The sequence below is a fragment of the Pseudomonas sp. GW460-12-10-14-TSB1 genome, from assembly GCF_017349775.1.
Classification (GTDB): Bacteria; Pseudomonadota; Gammaproteobacteria; order Pseudomonadales; family Pseudomonadaceae; genus Aquipseudomonas; species Aquipseudomonas piscium.
The window spans coordinates 114,281-132,356 of the sequence record NZ_JACNAC010000005.1 but is presented as its reverse complement, the minus strand read 5'-3'; the positions used below and the strand labels follow the sequence as shown (position 1 = coordinate 132,356).

The 18,076-nt window shown below is 61.4% G+C and carries 16 protein-coding genes; 7 read left to right on the top strand and 9 right to left on the bottom strand.

Translation table 11 applies throughout. The features are described 5' to 3' along the window. Positions 1–23 precede the first annotated feature (23 nt). The 6 genes from J4D52_RS05380 to J4D52_RS05355 all read right to left on the bottom strand — a co-directional run bounded on the left by J4D52_RS05380 (position 24) and on the right by J4D52_RS05355 (position 8,194). Positions 24–305, bottom strand: a complete 282-nt coding sequence (locus J4D52_RS05380) for a hypothetical protein (protein ID WP_063428292.1) — start codon at positions 303–305, stop codon at positions 24–26. 305 nt (positions 306–610) lie between these two features. Then, positions 611–3,421, bottom strand: coding sequence for an FAD-binding and (Fe-S)-binding domain-containing protein (locus J4D52_RS05375; protein ID WP_063428293.1), 2,811 nt, complete (start codon positions 3,419–3,421; stop codon positions 611–613). After that, complete coding sequence (locus J4D52_RS05370; protein ID WP_063428295.1) at positions 3,418–4,089, bottom strand: lactate utilization protein; 672 nt, start codon at positions 4,087–4,089, stop codon at positions 3,418–3,420. Before J4D52_RS05370 ends, J4D52_RS05375 begins: the two co-directional genes overlap by 4 nt. Further along, positions 4,086–5,543 carry a LutB/LldF family L-lactate oxidation iron-sulfur protein gene (locus tag J4D52_RS05365; protein ID WP_102676250.1) on the bottom strand — a complete coding sequence of 486 codons (1,458 nt, stop codon included), beginning with the start codon at positions 5,541–5,543 and terminating at the stop codon, positions 4,086–4,088. The genes J4D52_RS05370 and J4D52_RS05365 overlap by 4 nt, the downstream gene beginning before the upstream one ends. After that, a complete protein-coding gene (locus J4D52_RS05360) occupies positions 5,540–6,364 on the bottom strand; it encodes a (Fe-S)-binding protein (RefSeq protein WP_028681631.1) in 825 nt (274 codons plus the stop codon). Before J4D52_RS05360 ends, J4D52_RS05365 begins: the two co-directional genes overlap by 4 nt. Before the next feature lie 144 nt (positions 6,365–6,508). Beyond that, positions 6,509–8,194, bottom strand: coding sequence for a lactate permease LctP family transporter (locus J4D52_RS05355; RefSeq protein WP_102676251.1), 1,686 nt, complete (start codon positions 8,192–8,194; stop codon positions 6,509–6,511). Positions 8,195–8,455: 261 nt separating this feature from the next. Here J4D52_RS05355 and J4D52_RS05350 point away from each other — a divergent pair, with 261 nt between their 5' ends. Further along, positions 8,456–9,223, top strand: a complete 768-nt coding sequence (locus J4D52_RS05350) for an FCD domain-containing protein (protein WP_102676252.1) — start codon at positions 8,456–8,458, stop codon at positions 9,221–9,223. 81 nt (positions 9,224–9,304) lie between these two features. On the opposite strand, the gene smpB is transcribed toward J4D52_RS05350, so the two are convergent. Then, a complete protein-coding gene (smpB, locus tag J4D52_RS05345; RefSeq protein WP_009042112.1) occupies positions 9,305–9,787 on the bottom strand; it encodes an SsrA-binding protein SmpB in 483 nt (160 codons plus the stop codon). A 117-nt stretch (positions 9,788–9,904) separates the two neighbouring features. Between smpB and J4D52_RS05340 the strand changes: the two genes are divergently transcribed. The 3 genes from J4D52_RS05340 to J4D52_RS05330 are packed head-to-tail and all read left to right on the top strand — an operon-like array spanning position 9,905 to position 12,063. Beyond that, on the top strand, positions 9,905–11,308 hold the full coding sequence (locus J4D52_RS05340; protein ID WP_102676278.1) for a sodium-dependent transporter: 1,404 nt from the start codon (positions 9,905–9,907) through the stop codon (positions 11,306–11,308). A gap of 7 nt (positions 11,309–11,315) precedes the next feature. Beyond that, the gene (locus J4D52_RS05335) at positions 11,316–11,750 is read left to right on the top strand and encodes a type II toxin-antitoxin system RatA family toxin (protein ID WP_053277400.1); all 435 of its coding nucleotides are present in this window, start codon (positions 11,316–11,318) and stop codon (positions 11,748–11,750) included. Next, positions 11,743–12,063, top strand: a complete 321-nt coding sequence (locus tag J4D52_RS05330) for an RnfH family protein (RefSeq protein WP_173678527.1) — start codon at positions 11,743–11,745, stop codon at positions 12,061–12,063. The genes J4D52_RS05335 and J4D52_RS05330 overlap by 8 nt, the downstream gene beginning before the upstream one ends. Before the next feature lie 58 nt (positions 12,064–12,121). Here the strand turns inward: J4D52_RS05330 and J4D52_RS05325 are convergent, their stop codons facing one another. Continuing rightward, on the bottom strand, positions 12,122–12,649 hold the full coding sequence (locus J4D52_RS05325; protein WP_025810030.1) for an outer membrane protein assembly factor BamE: 528 nt from the start codon (positions 12,647–12,649) through the stop codon (positions 12,122–12,124). A gap of 98 nt (positions 12,650–12,747) precedes the next feature. Here J4D52_RS05325 and fur point away from each other — a divergent pair, with 98 nt between their 5' ends. Continuing rightward, positions 12,748–13,152: a ferric iron uptake transcriptional regulator gene (gene fur, locus J4D52_RS05320; protein WP_007920840.1), complete on the top strand. Its 405-nt coding sequence runs from the start codon at positions 12,748–12,750 to the stop codon at positions 13,150–13,152. 90 nt (positions 13,153–13,242) lie between these two features. Here fur and recN read toward each other — a convergent pair whose 3' ends face one another. Further along, the gene (recN, locus tag J4D52_RS05315; protein WP_102676253.1) at positions 13,243–14,916 is read right to left on the bottom strand and encodes a DNA repair protein RecN; all 1,674 of its coding nucleotides are present in this window, start codon (positions 14,914–14,916) and stop codon (positions 13,243–13,245) included. Between the two features lie 252 nt (positions 14,917–15,168). Here recN and grpE point away from each other — a divergent pair, with 252 nt between their 5' ends. Beyond that, positions 15,169–15,735 carry a nucleotide exchange factor GrpE gene (gene grpE / locus J4D52_RS05310; RefSeq protein ID WP_053277403.1) on the top strand — a complete coding sequence of 189 codons (567 nt, stop codon included), beginning with the start codon at positions 15,169–15,171 and terminating at the stop codon, positions 15,733–15,735. Positions 15,736–15,837: 102 nt separating this feature from the next. Continuing rightward, on the top strand, positions 15,838–17,754 hold the full coding sequence (gene dnaK / locus J4D52_RS05305) for a molecular chaperone DnaK (RefSeq protein WP_102676254.1): 1,917 nt from the start codon (positions 15,838–15,840) through the stop codon (positions 17,752–17,754). Positions 17,755–18,076 lie beyond the last annotated feature (322 nt).

The following is an 18,076-nucleotide window of genomic DNA, read 5'->3' as shown; positions in this document are numbered from 1 at the left end:
CCCGAAGGCTGATCCCGCGTGTATCAATGTTCGCTCTTGGGGCTGTTCTGGATGCTCTGGATCGCGCGGGTGGTCAGGGCGATGCATTCCTTGGTGCCTTCCTCGGTGTTTTTTGCCTGGGCTGCCTGGGCTTGTTGCACGGTGGCGTCGATGTTGGCCTGCAGGTCTGCGGCCTGGATGCTGGTCCGGGCGTCGCGGATGGTTTGCAGGTTCATCTGGCATAGGTCTTCCTGGTTCCCGGCGAAGCTGGGGGAGGCCAGGAGCGAAGCGGTGACGAACAGGCCTAAGAGTACAGAGCGTTTCATATGCGTCTCCTTGAGCTGAGGGCCTGGCGCTGCTGGCCATCAGCACGGACTGCCGGGTTCTCGGGAAACTCCCGTTTTGGGAAGCACGATCTGTGGACTGCGGTGGAGGGGCAGGGTTCTATTTTTCTGACCGGCGTCGCGACCGCTGAACATCCGGGCGTAAAAAGGGGCGAAACACCTAATACCTGCGTAGGAGCGAAGCTTGCTCGCGATGATCGTTAACGGTAGCGCGTATTTACTGGGTAAATGCAGCGCTCTCAAGTCCATCGCGAGCAAGCTTCGCTCCTACAGTTGGTACATGCCGATCAAGCCGTTCTAGCCCGGGTCACCCGGTCCACCAGGTAAACCAGCCCGTGATAGTCGATCCCGCCATGCTGGCTCAGGCCGATTTCACAGGTGCGGCTGGTGGAGATGCCTTCGCTGCAGTGCTGCACCGCGTCCTTGAGGCTGCGCAGGGCGTGGGCGTTGAGTTGCGGCGTGGTGAAGCCTTTGTCGCCGGCGAAGCCGCAGCAATGGATGCCTTCCGGGATCACCACGTTATTGCTGCAACGCCGCGCCAGATCGACCAGCGCCTGGCTTTCGCCCAGGTGCTGGGTGCTGCAGGTGACGTGCACGGCGACCGGCGCTTCCTGCGGGGTGAACTCGAGCTTGTCCATCAGGTGGGTGCGGATGAAGCGCACCGGGTCGTACAGGTCCAGGCGCACGTCGCCCAGGTCCTGCACCAGGCGCAGGGTGCAGGGGCTGGTGTCGCAGTAGATCGGGTCGAGGCCGCCGCGGCTGGCGTGGAGCAGGGCGCCGATCAGTTCCTGGCGCTTGTGCTCGGCCTGTTCCGCGTAGCCCTTGGAGGCGAACGGCTGGCCGCAGCACAGGCTCTCCACGTTGTCCGGGATCACCACCTGGTAACCGGCTTTTTCCAGCAGGCCGCGGGTCTTGTCGTAGAGCGAGCTTTGCTCTTTGTCCCCGGCCGCCGGGCCCATGACCCGCGACACACAGGCCGCCAGATAGACCACCCGTGGCCGCTGGTCGCTGACCGCCGGGCTGAACCGAATGGCCCGTTCCGGCTGCGGCATGGCGCTGGTCCATTGCGGCACCTGGCCCTTGGACAGTTTGGTCAGCGCCGCCGAAACCCTGGCCAGGCGTGGCGCCCCCAGCAGCATCCGCGCACCGTTGGCCACATGCAGGGTGAACCGCGCGCCCTGCAAAGTGGCGGCGAAATGCGAGCCAATCCAATCGGCCGCCTTGGCGTGGGTGGCGTGCTGGCTGCGCAGTTTCTTCACCAGCTCGCCGGTGTTGATGCCCACCGGGCAGCGCTGGGCGCACAGGCCGGTGGCGGCGCAGGTGTCGAGGCCCTGGTATTGATAGGCCGCTTCCAGTTCCGTGGTGTCGATGCCGGCGCGTTTGCGCGCCTGAATATCGCGCCAGATCACGATGCGCTGGCGCGGGCTCAGGGTCAGCCCCTTGGATGGGCACACCGGTTCGCAGAAACCGCATTCGATGCACTTATCCACAATCTCGTCGGCCGCCGGCAGCGGCTTGAGGTGCTTGAGGTGGATCTGCGGGTCTTCGCTGAGCACCACGTCCGGGTTGAGGATGCCGTTGGGGTCGAGCAGGCGCTTGAGTTGCCACATCAACTGGTAGGCGTCGCTGCCCCATTCCAGCTCGACGAAGGGCGCCATATTGCGCCCAGTGCCGTGCTCGGCCTTGAGCGAGCCGCCGAACTCCACCGCCACCAGTTGCGCCACGTCATCCATGAAGGCCTGGTAGCGCGCCACTTCCTCGGCACTGTTGAAGCCCTGGGTGAAGACGAAATGCAGGTTGCCCTCCAGCGCATGGCCGAACAGGATCGCCTCGTCGTAGCTGTGCTTGTCGAACAGCGCGATCAGGCGATTGACGCCGATGGCCAGCTGTTCCACCGGGAAGGTCACGTCTTCGATGATCACCGTGGTGCCGGTCTTGCGCACCGCGCCGACGGCGGGAAAGGTGTCCTTGCGGATCGCCCAGAGCCTGGCGTTTTCCTTCGGGTCTTCGGTGAAGTCGACCTGCTTCTCCACTGGGAAAGAGGCGAGGGACGCCATGATTTGCGCCAGTTGTTCCTGCAGCAGCGCGGAAGACGCGGCGCGGGATTCGATCAGCAGCGCGCAGGCATTGGCGGACAGTTGCTGGACGAAGGCCAGCATTCCGGGTTTGTCCTGTACCGAGCGCAGGCTGCGGCGGTCCAGCAGTTCCACGGCGGACACCGGCTGGTTTTTCAGCACGCTCACCGCGTTGCAGCAGGTTTCCACATCCGGGAAGACGATCAGCGCCGAGGCCTTGTTTGGGTGGTCGACCACCGTGTCGTAGGTCACCGCGCTGATAAAACCCAGGGTGCCCTCGGAGCCCACCAGCAGGTGGCTGAGGATGTCCAGCGGCTCATCGAAATCCACCAGGGCGTTGAGGGACAGGCCGGTGGTGTTTTTCAGGCGGTATTTGTGGCGGATCTTCGCCGCCAGTTCGCTGTTGGCGCGGGTCTCGCGGCCCAGGCTGGCCAGGCGTTCCAGCAGCTCGCCGTGGCTGCTGCGAAAGGCCGCGATGCTGGCGGCGTCTTCGGTGTCCAGGCGGGTGCCGTCGGCCAGCACCAGGCGCAGGCCGGCCAGGGTGTGATAGGTATTTTGCGCGGTGCCGCAGCACATGCCGCTGGCATTGTTGGCGACGATGCCGCCGATCTTGCAGGCGTTGATCGAGGCAGGGTCCGGGCCGATCTTGCGCCCGAACGGCGCTAGCCAGGCGTTGGCCTGGGCACCGATCACCCCCGGTTGCAGGCGGATCTGCTGGCCCTGGTCGCGGATCTCGCGGGTATTCCAGTTGTCGCCGAGCACCAGCAGCACCGAATCGCTGATGGCTTGTCCCGACAGGCTGGTGCCGGCGGCGCGGAAAGTCACTGGCACGCGGTCGCGCTGGGCCAGCTTGAGCAGGGCCACCACTTCATCTTCGGACTCGACGCGGATCACCAGTTGCGGAATCAACCGATAAAAACTCGCGTCGGTACCGAAGGCCAGGGTGGAGAGCGGATCGTCGAAGCGCCGCTCCTGGGGAATCAGTTGTTGTGCATCACGCAGAAAAGCCGCCGGTAGACTCATTGGTCCTCCAGGATCAGCACCACCAGGTCTTTCGGGCCGTGGGCGCCATACGCCAGGACCTGCTCGATATCGGCGGTTTTCGATGGGCCGGACACCAGCAGCGCGTTGGTCGGCATGCCCTGGGCCCAGGCGTATTCCTGCTGGACCTGATAGAAGTTGTCGCGGATCTCGCTGGCCTTGAGTAGGGCGAAATGTACCGGCGGCACCAGGCTCATCAGCCGCGGCTCTTCGCGGGTCGGCCAGAGGATCAGGCTGCCGGTGGCGGCGATGGCGCCGAGGGTGGTGGTGAGGCTGGCCGGGGTGTCGTTGAACAGCTCGGCTTTCCATTGCTCGACCGGCCGATCGTAGGCCTTCAACGTCGGCAGCCCGGGATGCTCGGACCAGTATTGGCTGACACGCTGGCCGTGGGGCGTGGTCGGGGCGATCAGCAGGCTCGGCAACTGGCGCTCGCCCAGCAGGCGGGCGAGCAGCGCCGGCCAGTCCTGGCCAGTGGTCTGGTGAATCTCGGTGTGCACCGCTTCCATCTGCTTGCGCAACTGCGGGATGCGCTGTTCCGGGGTGTAGGTATAAGGCTCGGTGACCAGTGCCTCATCGAAGTTATCCACAATCGGCGTGGTACCGGTCAGGCTGCTGCGCAGCTTGCCGAGGATGTTCTGTTTGGCGCTCATCGACGTTCTCCCTGTTTGGCCAGATGCTCGCGGGCCAGGTCGTGCAAGGACCGGGCGGCGGGTTTCGGTGCGCTGTGGTTTTGCGTCCAGGGGCCGACGTTGCTCGGGGTCAGCGCGCGCAGGCGGGTGGCCGCCAGGCTGAACAGGCGATACAAGGTCGGCGAACTGTTGAGCCTGGCCCAGGCATTCCAGATAAAACGCTCCTTGCGCGAGTATTTGCTGCCCTGGCCGCGCATCACCTGATGGGGGCTGTCTGGAGCCTTGACGTTCTCTTCGCGCAGGCGGCGCAGCAGGCTCGGGATCGGGATCTTCACCGGACACACTTCGCCGCAGGCACCACACAGCGAGGACGCGCTCGGATGGTCCGGCACCTTGGCCAGGCCGACCATGTGCGGGGTGATGATCTTGCCGATGGGGCCGGGGTAGACCTCGCCGTAGGCGTGACCGCCGATGCGGGTGTAGACCGGGCAATGGTTCATGCAGGCGCCGCAGCGGATGCAGTTCAGGGTCTGGCGCAGTTCGCTGTCGGCGAAGGCCTGGCTGCGGCCGTTGTCGAGCAGCACCAGGTGCACTTGTTGTGGGCCGTCCAGCTCATGCTCCTGGCGCGGGCCGGAGATCATGTTGACGTAGGTGGTGATCGGCTGGCCCAGCGCCGAGCGGGTCAGCAGCGACAGCAGCGGCACCACGTCGCGCAGGTTCTCGACGACCTTCTCGATGCCGGTGACGGCGATGTGCACCGGCGGCACCGTGGTGGACATGCGGCCGTTGCCTTCGTTTTCCACCAGCAGCAGGGTGCCGGTTTCGGCCACGGCGAAGTTGACGCCGGAGACGCCGATGTCCGCTTCGAAGAATTTCTGCCGCAGGACCCTGCGACCGATCTGAATGAGTTGGTCAACGTCCTTGGTGTACTCCACGCCGAGTTTGTCGTGGAACAAGGACGCGACCTGACCGGCGTTCTTGTGGATCGCCGGCATGATTATGTGTGAAGGCTTCTCGTGGTCGAGCTGGACGATGAACTCGCCCATGTCCGACTCAAGGCATTCAATGCCTTGTTCAGCGAGGACATGGTTCATCTCCATCTCTTCGCTGACCATCGATTTGCCCTTGATCACTTGCCGCGCCTCGTGAGCCCGGATGATCGAGAGGACGATGCCATTGGCCTCGTCCACCGTTTCCGCCCAGTGCACTGTCACACCGTTGCGGGTCAGGTTCTGTTCAAGCTGCTCGAGCAGGTCGGGCAGCTTGGATAACGCACGGGCCTTGATCGCATTGCCCAGGGCCCGCAGGTGTTCGCGTTCGTGGGCATCGCTGAACGAGGCCGCACGTTTGGCCATGAGGGAATCCATGGCACTGCGAAAGTTGTTTCGCAGTTGTTGGTCACCCAGGGCCTGGTGGACCCGGGTGCGAAAATCGTCCGACACAGTCAGGGTCGGAATCAGCTCCGGGGCGCTCATGCGGCACCTCCGGTACGCTGCCAGAGGAAGCTGGCCAGGTGTTGGCCGCGCAGCGCTTCCCGTTGTTTCTCCAGCGAGCCGTTGATGTTCATCAAGCAGCCGCAGTCGGCACTCAGTACCTGGTGGGCGCCGGACTCCTTCAGCGCACGGGTCTTGTCCGCGACCATCGCGCCGGAGATGTCCGGCATTCGGACGCTGAAAGTCCCGCCAAAGCCACAGCATTCGCTTTCGTGGTCGTGTTCTACCCGCTCCACGTTGCCCAGTTGTGCCAGCAGCTCACGACCGTGCAGGTGGGTATTCATCTCACGCCGTGCCGAGCAGGAGGTGTGCAGCGCCACCTTGACCGGCTCGCCACTGTCCTTGAGCTGCACCTTGCACACATGCAGCAGGAACTCGGCCAGCTCATAGGTACGTTCGGCCAGGGCCTGCACCTGCTTCAAGGTCTGCGGCTCATCCTTGAACAAGTCCGCGTAGTGTTCGCGAATCATCCCCGCACAGGAACCCGACGGCACCACCACCGGATAGTCGCCGGCGAACAGCGCCAGTTGCGAGCGGGCCACGGTGCGCGCCTGCTCGGTGTAACCCGAGGTGTAGGCCGGTTGTCCGCAGCAGCTTTGCCCTTGCGGGTACTCCACGCGAATGCCTTCGCGCTCGAGCAGGTGAATCGCGTCCATCCCGGCTTCGGGGTAGAACAGGTCGACCACACAGGTGCCGAACAGGTAGACCCGCGACGGTTTCTCGCTGGGGTACTGGCGCGGTTCGGCCAAGGGCGGTGCGACACGGGTCGCGTTAGGCACGGCGTTGTAAAAAAGCTCGCTCATCAGGCGTGTCTCCGGGTGGTCCCGGTTATCCGTCTGCCGCGGCTGCTGAATATAGAGAGACAAGCTTTCAGCAGCCTTGCAGACCGGGTTGTGAGTTGCAGACGCCGCACGTGTGGGCCGGTGTCGGTTTTTTCGGTATCGCGATCAGTGCACCAGCATGCCGGTGAACCAGTAGGCCTGGGCCAGGGTGATCAGGCCGACGATGGTGGCAAAGAATAGGCTGTGCTTGAGGGTAAAGCGGAACAGGTCCGATTCCTTGCCCACCAGGCCGGTGGCGGCGCAAGCCACGGCGATCGATTGCGGCGAGATCATCTTGCCGGTCACGCCGCCGCTGGTGTTGGCCGCGACCAGCAGGGTGTCGTTGACGCCGATCTGGTGCGCGGTGGTGGCTTGCAGCGAGCTGAACAGGGCGTTGGACGAAGTGTCCGAACCGGTCAGGAACACCCCCAGCCAGCCGAGGAACGGCGAGAAGAACGGGAACGCTGCGCCCGTGCCGGCCAGCACCAGGGCCATGGTCGAAGACATGCCGGAATAGTTGGTGACGAAGGCGAAGGCCAGCACCATGCCGATGGACAGGATCGGCCAGCGCAGTTCGTAGAAGGTCTCTTTCAAAGTGGTCAGACCAGTTTTGAAATTGATTTTCAGCACCAGCATCGAGATCAGCGCGGAGAAGAAAATCGCTGTGCCGGTCGCGGAAATCGGGTCGAGCTTGAACACCGCCGGAATCGCGGTCGGAGTGGCGACGATCGGCGCGCTCTTGATCACCAGTTGATCCAGGTGCGGAATCGCGAAGTTGAATACCCAGCTGTACATCGAGCCGCCGGCGGCGAACATCGCCTTGAACGGCTTGAGGGTCCAGATGGTGACCAGCACGGTGAGGATCAGGAACGGCGACCAGGCCTTGAAGATTTCACCGAAGCTGTAAGGCGAAGGTTGAGTCGTGCGTGGCTGGCCGAAGCCACCATTCTGCACGACCGCGGCGCCGACGCTGGCGGTGGCCGCGGCGAACGAACGCTTGGGTTGCCAGACCTTGAGGAACAGGGTCAGGGCAATCAGGCTGGCCAGGGCCGAGGTGATATCCGGCAGTTCCGGGCCGATGAAGTTCGAGGTGAAGTACTGGGTCACGGCAAAGCTCAGGCCGGCCACCAGGGCTGCGGGCCAGGTCTCTTTGACACCGCGCAGGCCGTCCATCATGAACACCAGCCAGAACGGTACGAACAGCGACAGCAGCGGCAGTTGGCGACCGGTCATGGCGCCGATCTTGAACGCGTCGATGCCGGTCACCTGGCCAGCCACGATGATCGGAATACCCAGGGCGCCAAAGGCCACCGGGGCGGTGTTGGCGATCAGGCACAGGCCGGCGGCGTACAGTGGGTTGAACCCCAGGCCGACCAGCAGCGCGGCGGTAATGGCGACCGGCGCGCCAAAGCCGGCGGCGCCTTCGAGGAAGGCGCCGAAGCAGAAACCGATCAGCAGCACCTGCAGGCGCTGGTCGTCGGTGATCGACAGCACGGAGCTGCGGATGACCTCGAACTGGCCGCTCTTGACCGTCAGTTTGTAGAGGAAGACGGCGGCGACGATGATCCAGGCGATGGGCCACAGACCGTAGGCAAATCCATAGCCAGCGGCGGCAAGCGCCATGTCGGCAGGCATCTGGAAGGCGAAGATCGCCACCAGAATCGACAACGCCAGGGTGATGCTGCCGGCGACGTGTCCTTTGAGACGGAACACGGCCAGAGCCAGGAAGAAGAAGACGATCGGGATGACGGCGGCGAGGGCGGACAGGCCGAGGCTGCCGAGCGGGCTGTAGAGCTGTTGCCAGGTTTGCATATGGGGTGGCCCCTAATTGTTGTTGGTCAGGCACTGGTCAGCGTATTTGGTTAATTGGTAAGACCAATTTACAATCGCTGTTGGCTAGGGTAAAAGCCTTGTGAGCGGTGTGTCAATTTGCCGCCCTAAAACTTTTGTCGAAGGTGCGGTGCAGATGACTTCTGATCTGCTCGCCGACGTTCGTTCTGATAGGTGCTGGCGCAGCCCCGATAGGCCAGAATAGAGAGCCCGGCGCGCGGTCGGGATCGTGGAGAATGAGTTATGGGGTTTGATCAGATTCGTCAGCGCCGTTTGTCTGACGACATTGTCGAGCGGCTCGAGGGGATGATCCTCGAGGGCACGCTGAAGTCCGGTGAGCGCCTGCCGGCAGAGCGTGCGTTGGCGGAGCAGTTCGGTGTCTCGCGGCCTTCGTTGCGCGAGGCGATCCAGAAGCTGACGGCCAAGGGCTTGCTGGTCAGTCGCCAGGGCGGCGGCAACTATGTGGTGGAGTCGCTGGGTTCGACCTTCAGTGATCCGCTGCTGCAGTTGTTGGAAAGCAATCCTGAAGCCCAGCGCGACTTGCTGGAGTTTCGCCACACCCTGGAAGCCTCATGTGCCTATTACGCCGCGTTGCGTGCCACCGATGTGGACCGTGAACGGCTCACGACGGCCTTCGAGGAATTGCAGGACTGCTATTCCCGGGCGGGCGATGCGACCCGGGCGGAGGAGGGGGCGGCGGACGCGCAATTTCACCTGGCGATTGCCGAGGCCAGCCACAACGCTGTATTGCTGCACACCATTCGGGGGTTGTTCGATCTGCTCAAGCGCAACGTGGTGACCAACATTGGCGGCATGTACAAGCAGCGCACCGAAACCCGCGACATGCTGATCAGCCAGCACCGCGATCTGTACCAGGCGATTATCGAAGGGCGTGCCGAGCAGGCGCGCGAAGTCTCCAGCCGGCACATTCTGTATGTGCAGGAAGTGCTGGAAGAGGTGCGTCAGGAAGTGCAGCGCATGGCCCGGGCGGAGCGGCGCAAGGGGATTTAGTCTGGAGGGATTCATCGCCGGCCAGCTCGTTCCTGGTAGGAACGAGCTGGCTCGCGATCATGGCATCAAGGCAGAAGGGCGTTACTCTTCCTTGCCCTTGTTGCGCACCGCGCGATGCAGCTCACGATCGGAGTCGCGCTCGCGTTCGGTGTGACGCTTGTCGTATTCCTTCTTGCCCTTGCCGAGTGCGATCTCGCACTTGACCATGTGCTTGCTCCAGTAGAGCGACAGGCACACGCAGGCATAACCCTTCTGCTGCACGGCAGCGAACAGCTTCTCCAGCTCGCGCTTGTTGAGCAGCAGTTTGCGCGAGCGCACGGGGTCGGCGATCACATGGGTGCTGGCGGTGGTCAGCGGCGTGAAGTGGCTGCCCAGCAGCCAGGCTTCGCCGTCCTTGAGCAGCACGTAACTGTCGACCAGTTGTGCCTTGCCTGCACGCAGACTCTTTACTTCCCAGCCGGCCAGGACCATGCCAGCCTCGAACCGATGTTCGATGAAGTAATCGTGACGCGCCTTTTTATTTTGCGCGATGGTCCCTGTTGGGTGTTTCTTCTGTTTAGCCATAGGGGCGGCATTATAGGCAGTTGCACGCGTGTCGGCTACGGTGAAGCTGCGTGCTTGAGCAGGTTGAGTGAATCCCGGACAATGCGCGCTCTTTTTTCTCGGTTGGGCGTGTTTTTGATGTCGACGGACAAGGTTTCTGTCCACGGCGGCTGGGCCAGTCGCTGGGTTTTCATACTCGCTGCGACTGGTTCTGCCGTGGGCCTGGGCAGTATCTGGAAATTCCCTTACATGGTCGGCGTCTACGGTGGTGGCGCCTTTGTCCTGGTATTTCTGGCCTGCATCGCACTGATCGGCGTGCCGGTGATGCTGGCGGAAACCCTGATCGGACGTCGCGCCCGGCAAAGCCCGGCCAATGCCTTGAAGGCGCTGGCCCTGGAAGCCGGGCATTCGGCCAAGTGGTCCTGGGGCGCGTTCGCCGGGATGATCACCGCCCTACTGATTCTTTCCTTTTACAGCGTGGTCGGTGGTTGGTCGCTGGACTACATCATCGATATGGGCCGTGGCGATTTCCAGGGTGTGACGGCGGAGCAGGTCGGTGCCTATTTCGGCAATGTGATCGCCGACCCCTGGCGGCTGACGCTGTGGCACACGCTGTTCATGTTGTTGTCGGCGGCCGTCATTGCCAAGGGTGTGGTGGCCGGTCTTGAGCGCAGCCTGCGGATCATGATGCCGCTGCTGTTCGTGATGCTGGTGATCCTGCTGGGATACAGCATGACCACCGGGCATTTCATGGAAGGCGTGCATTTCATGTTCGACTTCAGCACCGACAAGCTGCTCGACGGCCTGTTGCCGGCCATGGGGCATGCGTTCTTTTCCCTGAGCGTCGGCGTCGGTTCCATCATGATCTACGGCGCTTACATGCCGAAGCATTCGTCCATTTCCGGCACTATTGTCGGGGTGGCGCTGCTGGATACCTTCGTTTCACTGCTGGCGGGGCTGGCGCTGTTCCCGATCGTATTTGCCGCCGGGCTGAACCCGAGTGAAGGTCCGGGGCTGATGTTTGTCAGTTTGCCTTTTGCCTTTGGTAATGTGGCGTTCGGCCAGTTGATGGGCGTGGTGTTTTTTGTCCTGGTGGCCATTGCCGCCTGGAGTTCGGCGATTTCGCTGTTGGAACCGATGGTGGCTTATCTGGTGGAGCGGACTCGAATCCGCCGCGGCTGGGTGACGTTCTGGCTGGCGTTTACCTGCTGGTTCGTCGGATTGGGGACGGTGTTCTCCTTCAATATCTGGCAGCAGGCCAAGTTTTTCGTGAACGAAGGCGGGGCTTTCCATCTCTACCAATGGGCGGCGGCGGGTGGTCTGGATTTCTTCGGGGTGATCGATTTCTTCACCTCTCGGATCATGTTGCCCTTGGGTGGCCTCTGCTTTGTAGTGTTCGCGGGTTGGGTGATGGGGCGCGAGGCGGTTCGTGATGAACTGTCGATTCGCAGCCCGCTGCTTTTTGCCCTGACCCTGTTTTTGATGCGCTATGTGGCGCCCATCGGCATTCTTATAGTGTTTGCCGCCCAGTTGTGGAAATGACGCTGACATGACGACACATATTCAACGCTCGGCCCTGCTGCCTTATCCGGCGCAGTTTTTGTACGACCTGGTCAATGACGTGGCGCGCTACCCGGAGTTTCTGCCCTGGTGCTCGTCGGCCGAAGTGCTGGAAAGCAGTGAGGTGCAGATGCGCGCCAGCCTGGCCGTTGCCAAGGGCGGGCTCAGCCAGCATTTCGTGACGCGCAATACCCTGGTGCCGGGCCAGTCGATCGAGATGAACCTGGAGGAAGGGCCGTTCAACCAGTTGCACGGCGTGTGGGTTTTCAAGCCGCTGGGGGAGAAGGCCTGCAAGATCAGCCTGGATTTGTCGTTCGACTACGCCGGTCCACTGGTTCGCGCGACCTTGGGGCCGCTGTTCAATCAGGCGGCCAACACCCTGGTCGATGCGTTTTGTCAGCGGGCCAAGCAGCTGCATGCTTGAGTCAATGATCGAAGTCGAGGTGGTGTATGCCGCGGTCGACCGGCAGCTATTGCTCAGCGTTGCTGTGCCGCCGGGGACTACTGTCCGTGCGGCAGTGAAAAGCTCCGGGATAGGTGCGCAATTTCCAGAGCTGGACCTGGACAGCTGTCCGCTGGGGATCTTTGGCAAAGCGGTTGCGGACCCAGGGACGCAGGTGGTTCGGGCGGACGATCGCATCGAAATCTACCGTCCATTGCTGGCCGATCCCAAAGAGGTTCGACGTCTGCGCGCAGCAAAGGCAGCGCAGGCCCGGGCTCGTACTTCAGAGTCCTGAACAAATCGACAGACAACAAAAAGCCCGGACTCGCCGGGCTTTTTTATTCCACCACAAATTATTGCGGCGAGGTGTCCAGAGGTTCTGGTGTTGGCACCGGAACGGTCTCGACGTTGTCGACGTCCTTCTGGATCTGATCGAGCAGAGAACCTGGCTTGGCCGGTTTTTCCGGTTTTGGCTGCTCGGCGTTTGCGGCAGGGGTGGTCACGGTAGTGCCGCTGTCCTTGCCCAGGATGGCTTCGTCGCGGCTTACGCCAGGCATGAAGTCACCGGAAAGGCTGACCAGTTGGTCGTTACCGTTGAAAATAACGCTGACGCGCTCCTGCTGGCGTTCACCGCCACCTGGTTGCAGGCTGTACAGATAATCCCAGCGATCGGCGTGGAACGTGTCGGTCAACAGAGGGTTGCCCATGATAAACCGTACTTGCCGGCGGGTCATTCCCGGGCGTAACTGGTCTATCATGTCCTGCGTGACGACATTGCCCTGCTGGATGTCGATTTTGTAAACCCCGGGGAATGAACAACCGGCGAGTGCGAGCAGTCCCACGAAGGTGAAACTGGTTAGCAAGAGCTTGGTGTTTTGCATCGGTGGGCGACTTCCACTATCTTGGCTGGGACAACGTAAACCCCGATCATACCCGCATTAAGAGAAGCTGCGAAGCAGCATCCGCGAGAAAGCTGACCATGGTTGAAAATAGCGAACTACGTAAAGCCGGCCTTAAAGTGACTCTGCCACGGGTCAAAATTCTACAAATGCTCGATTCCGCCGAGCAGCGACACATGAGCGCCGAGGATGTTTACAAGGCGCTGATGGAAGCTGGCGAGGATGTCGGTCTGGCCACGGTTTACCGTGTTCTGACCCAGTTTGAAGCAGCAGGCCTTGTGGTACGCCACAACTTTGATGGCGGTCATGCTGTATTCGAACTGGCTGACGGCGGTCACCACGACCACATGGTCAACGTGGATTCCGGTGAAGTGATCGAATTCTTCGACGAAGAAATCGAGAAGCTTCAGAAGGCGATTGTCGAGAAGCATGGCTTCGAGTTGGTGGATCACAACTTGGTGCTGTACGTACGCACGAAGAAATAAGCATGTCGCGCGGATGCTGTCCGCGAAACGATCGAAGGCGACCCAAGGGTCGCCTTCGTGCTTTCTGCTCTTTATTAAAGTGGCAGCTACTCAAGCCTTGGCGGTCACCACCATCTTTTTCGCGTGGGCCAGCGACTCCTTGGTCAGGTCGATGCCGCCCAGCATGCGTGCCACCTCTTCGATCCGCTCGGTCTTGCCCAATTTGGAAACCGCGGTGTGAGTCGCATCGCTGCCGCGCACCTTGTGCACAAAAAGATGTTGATGGCCCTGGGCTGCCACCTGCGGCAAGTGGGTGACCGTCAAGACCTGGCCGCGCTCGCCGAGGCGGCGTAACAGCTGGCCGACGATTTCCGCGGTCGGGCCGCCGATGCCGACGTCCACTTCGTCGAATACCAGGGTAGGAACGCGAGAGGTTTGCGCGGTAATCACCTGGATCGCCAGGCTGATCCGCGACAGCTCGCCTCCGGATGCCACTTTGGCCAGGGCCTTGAGCGGCTGGCCGGGGTTGGCGCTGACCAGCAGCTCGACCTGCTCGAGGCCGTTGGGCTGCAATTCGTCGCTGTTGTTGGCGCGCAGTTCGATGGTGAAGCGGCCCCCGGGCATGCCCAGGCGCTGGATTTCCTGTTCGACGGCGCTGGCCAGGCTGGTTGCCGCCTGTTGGCGCAGTTCGCTCAGCTCCCGGGCCTTTTCGTGATAGTGCCGGGCAAAGGATTTCAGCTCGTCGCCCAAGCGCTCGATGGACTCGTCGTTGGCATCCAAGGTTTCGATTTCCTCCAGCAGTTTCTGCTGCATGGCCGCCACCTCGGTGGGCTGGATCCGGTGTTTGCGAGCCAGGGTGTAGATAGCGTCCAGCCGCTCCTCCAGCTGTTGCAGGCGCGCTGGGTCCGCATCGAAATGGTCGACGAAGCGATTCAGTTCGCCGACCGCCTCTTCGACCTGGATCTGCGCGCTGGCCAGCAAGTTGGTGGCTTCCGCCAGGGCGCCGGAGCTGTTGCCGATGCTCGACAGGCGATTGAGGCTCACGGTCAGGGCGCTGAGGACATTGCCCGAATCACTTTCGCTGCAATGCTCGACGACCTGTCGGCAGATACCCAGCAGGCTTTCGGCATTGGTCAGGTTTTTATGTTCGAGCTCCAGTTGCTCAAGTTCGTTTTCGCCGAGGGCAAGGTTCTCCAGTTCCTCCAGCTGATAGCTGAGGAGCTGGTGGCGAGCCCGCTGCTCGTCCCCGGAATTGGACAGGCGCTCCAGTTCCTGGCGGGTCTGGCGCCAGCGCTGGGCCGCCAGCGATACCTGGCGGGCCAGGTCGGTGGCGCCGGCGTACTCGTCGAGCAGGCGGCGGTGGGTGTCGGTTTTCAGCAGCGACTGGTGTTCATGCTGGCTGTGGATATCGATCAGCAGTTCGCCGAGGGCCTTGAGGTCGCCTAGCGGGCAGGGAGAACCGTTGATATAGCCGCGGGAACGGCCTTCGGCGGTGATGACCCGGCGCAGTATGCACGGGCTGTCGTTGTCCAGGTCGCGTTCGGCGAGCCAGGTGCGTGCCTCGGGGATGTCTTCCAGGTCGAAGGTGGCGAGAATGTCGGCCTTGTCGGCGCCTGGGCGTACCACGCCGCTGTCGGCGCGATCACCCAGGGTCAGCCCCAGGGCGTCGAGCATGATCGACTTGCCGGCGCCGGTTTCACCCGTGATGACGCTCATCCCGCGATCCAGCTCCAGATCGAGATGTTCAACGATGGCGTAGTTGTGTACGGACAGGTGCACCAGCATAAAGGCCGCTCCCAAGCTTTAGGTCTGGTTATTTATACAGTGTTTTGTTTTCGGCTGACAATGCCCGGCATTAGCTCGATTCGCTTGTTTGGTGGATTTTTTTATCGCGTGTGGGAATGGTTGATGAACGGTGTTTTGCCTCGCGCAATGATTTTTGCCGAGGGCGCAGCCCTTGAACCTGAAAAATGCGGCCCCATATACCGGGGCAGAAGCGTGAGTTGAGCTCACGGACGATATTGAAAGGAGAATTTTATGGCTGACGAACAGACGCTGGACACGCAAAACCCCGACGCCAATCAGGCCCCTGAGGCTTCGGGCGAAGATCTGGCGGCTCGTGTGCAAGTGCTCGAAGAGCAGTTGGCTGGCGCTCAGGATCAGGCACTGCGTGTTGCGGCCGATCTGCAGAACGTCCGCCGCCGTGCCGAGCAGGATGTAGAAAAAGCTCACAAATTCGCCCTCGAGCGTTTTGCTGGCGACCTGCTGCCGGTGATCGACAGCCTCGAGCGCGGTCTTGAGTTGTCCAGCCCGGACGACGAAAGCATTCGCCCGATGCGTGAAGGTATCGAGCTGACCCTGAAGATGTTCCAGGACACCCTGAAGCGTTATCAACTGGAAGCGATCGACCCGCATGGCGAACCGTTCAACGCTGAGCAGCACCAGGCGATGGCCATGCAGGAAAGTGCCGACGTCGAGCCGAACAGCGTTCTCAAGGTGTTCCAGAAGGGCTATCAGCTCAACGGCCGCCTGCTGCGCCCGGCCATGGTCGTGGTCAGCAAGGCGCCTGCACCGGTTTCGCCTTCGATTGACGAGAAGGCTTGAAATCGCGCACAGGGCCCCCATTTATAGGCCAAGCGTTTAAGTGCTACCGCAGTCGGCCACCACTGCTGCGGCAACAAAATCTAAAGTTTCGGGAGAGTTAACATGGGCAAAATTATCGGTATCGACCTGGGGACTACCAACTCCTGCGTCTCCATTCTTGAAAACGGCAACGTAAAAGTTATCGAAAACGCTGAAGGCGCGCGTACCACGCCGTCCATCATCGCTTACGCCAACGATGGCGAAATTCTGGTTGGCCAGTCGGCCAAGCGTCAGGCAGTGACCAATCCGCACAACACCCTGTACGCGGTGAAGCGTCTGATCGGTCGTCGTTTCGACGAAGAAGTCGTGCAGAAAGACATCCAGATGGTCCCTTACAAGATCGTCAAGGCTGACAATAACGATGCCTGGGTTGAAGTGAACGGCCAGAAAATGGCTCCGCCACAGATCTCGGCTGAAATCCTCAAGAAAATGAAGAAGACCGCCGAAGACTACCTCGGCGAGGCTGTGACCGAAGCGGTGATCACTGTTCCGGCCTACTTCAACGACAGCCAGCGCCAGGCGACCAAAGACGCCGGCCGCATCGCTGGCCTGGACGTAAAACGTATCATCAACGAACCAACCGCGGCCGCTCTGGCTTACGGCATGGACAAGGCTAAGGGCGATCACACCGTGATCGTTTATGACCTGGGTGGCGGTACCTTCGACGTTTCCGTGATCGAAATCGCTGAAGTCGATGGCGAGCACCAGTTCGAAGTACTGGCAACCAACGGTGACACCTTCCTCGGTGGTGAAGACTTCGATATCCGTCTGATCGACTACCTCGTGGACGAGTTCAAGAAAGAAAGCGGCATGAACCTCAAGGGTGACCCGCTGGCCATGCAGCGCCTGAAAGAAGCTGCTGAAAAGGCCAAGATCGAGCTGTCCTCGAGCCAGCAGACCGACGTCAACCTGCCGTACATCACCGCAGACGCCACCGGTCCTAAGCACCTGAACGTGAAGATCTCCCGCGCCAAGCTGGAATCGCTGGTTGAAGACCTGGTTCAGCGCACCATCGAGCCTTGCCGCATCGCCATGAAAGACGCCGGTATCGACGTCAGCAAGATCGACGACGTGATCCTGGTCGGCGGTCAGACCCGTATGCCGCTGGTGCAGAAGCTGGTGACCGATTTCTTCGGTAAGGAAGCACGCAAGGACGTGAACCCGGACGAAGCTGTTGCCATGGGTGCTGCCATCCAGGGCGCGGTACTGGCCGGTGACGTGAAAGACGTGCTGCTGCTGGACGTCAGCCCGCTGACCCTGGGTATCGAAACCATGGGTGGCGTGATGACCGCGCTGATCGAGAAAAACACCACGATTCCTACCAAGAAATCGCAAGTGTTCTCGACTGCCGACGACAACCAGGGCGCAGTGACCATTCACGTGCTGCAGGGCGAGCGTAAGCAAGCCGCGCAGAACAAGTCCCTGGGCAAGTTCGACCTGGCCGAGATCCCGCCAGCTCCACGTGGCGTGCCGCAAATCGAAGTGACTTTCGACATCGACGCCAACGGCATCCTGCACGTAGGTGCGAAAGACAAGGCGACCGGCAAGACCCAGTCGATCGTGATCAAGGCCAACTCCGGTCTGTCCGAGGAAGAAATTCAGCAGATGGTTCGTGATGCTGAAGTCAACGCCGAAGAAGACCGTAAGTTCGAAGAGCTGGCCAGTGCGCGTAACCAAGGCGATGCCCTGGTTCACTCGACTCGCAAGATGGTCGCTGATGCGGGCGACAAAGTGACCGCTGAAGAGAAGACTGCGATCGAAGCTGCCGTGGTTGCCCTTGAAGCTGCTATCAAAGGCGACGACAAGGCCGCCATCGACGCCAAGGTCGAAGAGCTGTCGAAAGTGTCGGCTCCGGTTGCCCAGAAGATGTACGCCGAGCAGGCTCAGCCAGCAGAAGGCGCAGCTTCGCAGGCCGAGTCGGCCGAGAAAGCCGACGACGTCGTCGACGCTGAGTTCGAAGAAGTAAAAGACCACAAGTAAGACTGCTTGTTGGTCGGCCGGTTGACTGCCTTTGTGCGGTGACTGGTAGGATGTCGCCGCGCGGGAGCTTGCTCCCGCGTTGGCGTGTCTGGAGCAAGCGAATTTTTTACGGCGTGCGGCTCTTTTCGCGCGCTGGCGGTACGGTCGGAAATGCTCCTGCTTTCCGTTCGGGATTACCGCAATTGTCGGCCAGTCTGTTGGTCGTCTATCCAAGACCAGGATCGTTGAATTGACGTGAGTTGGGTCCGGGCCTGTATTGGGGCTCAACGAGTTTGACGAGGCTCAGGAGAGCGTTGTCGAACGTCCTTAAGAGTGCGAAGAC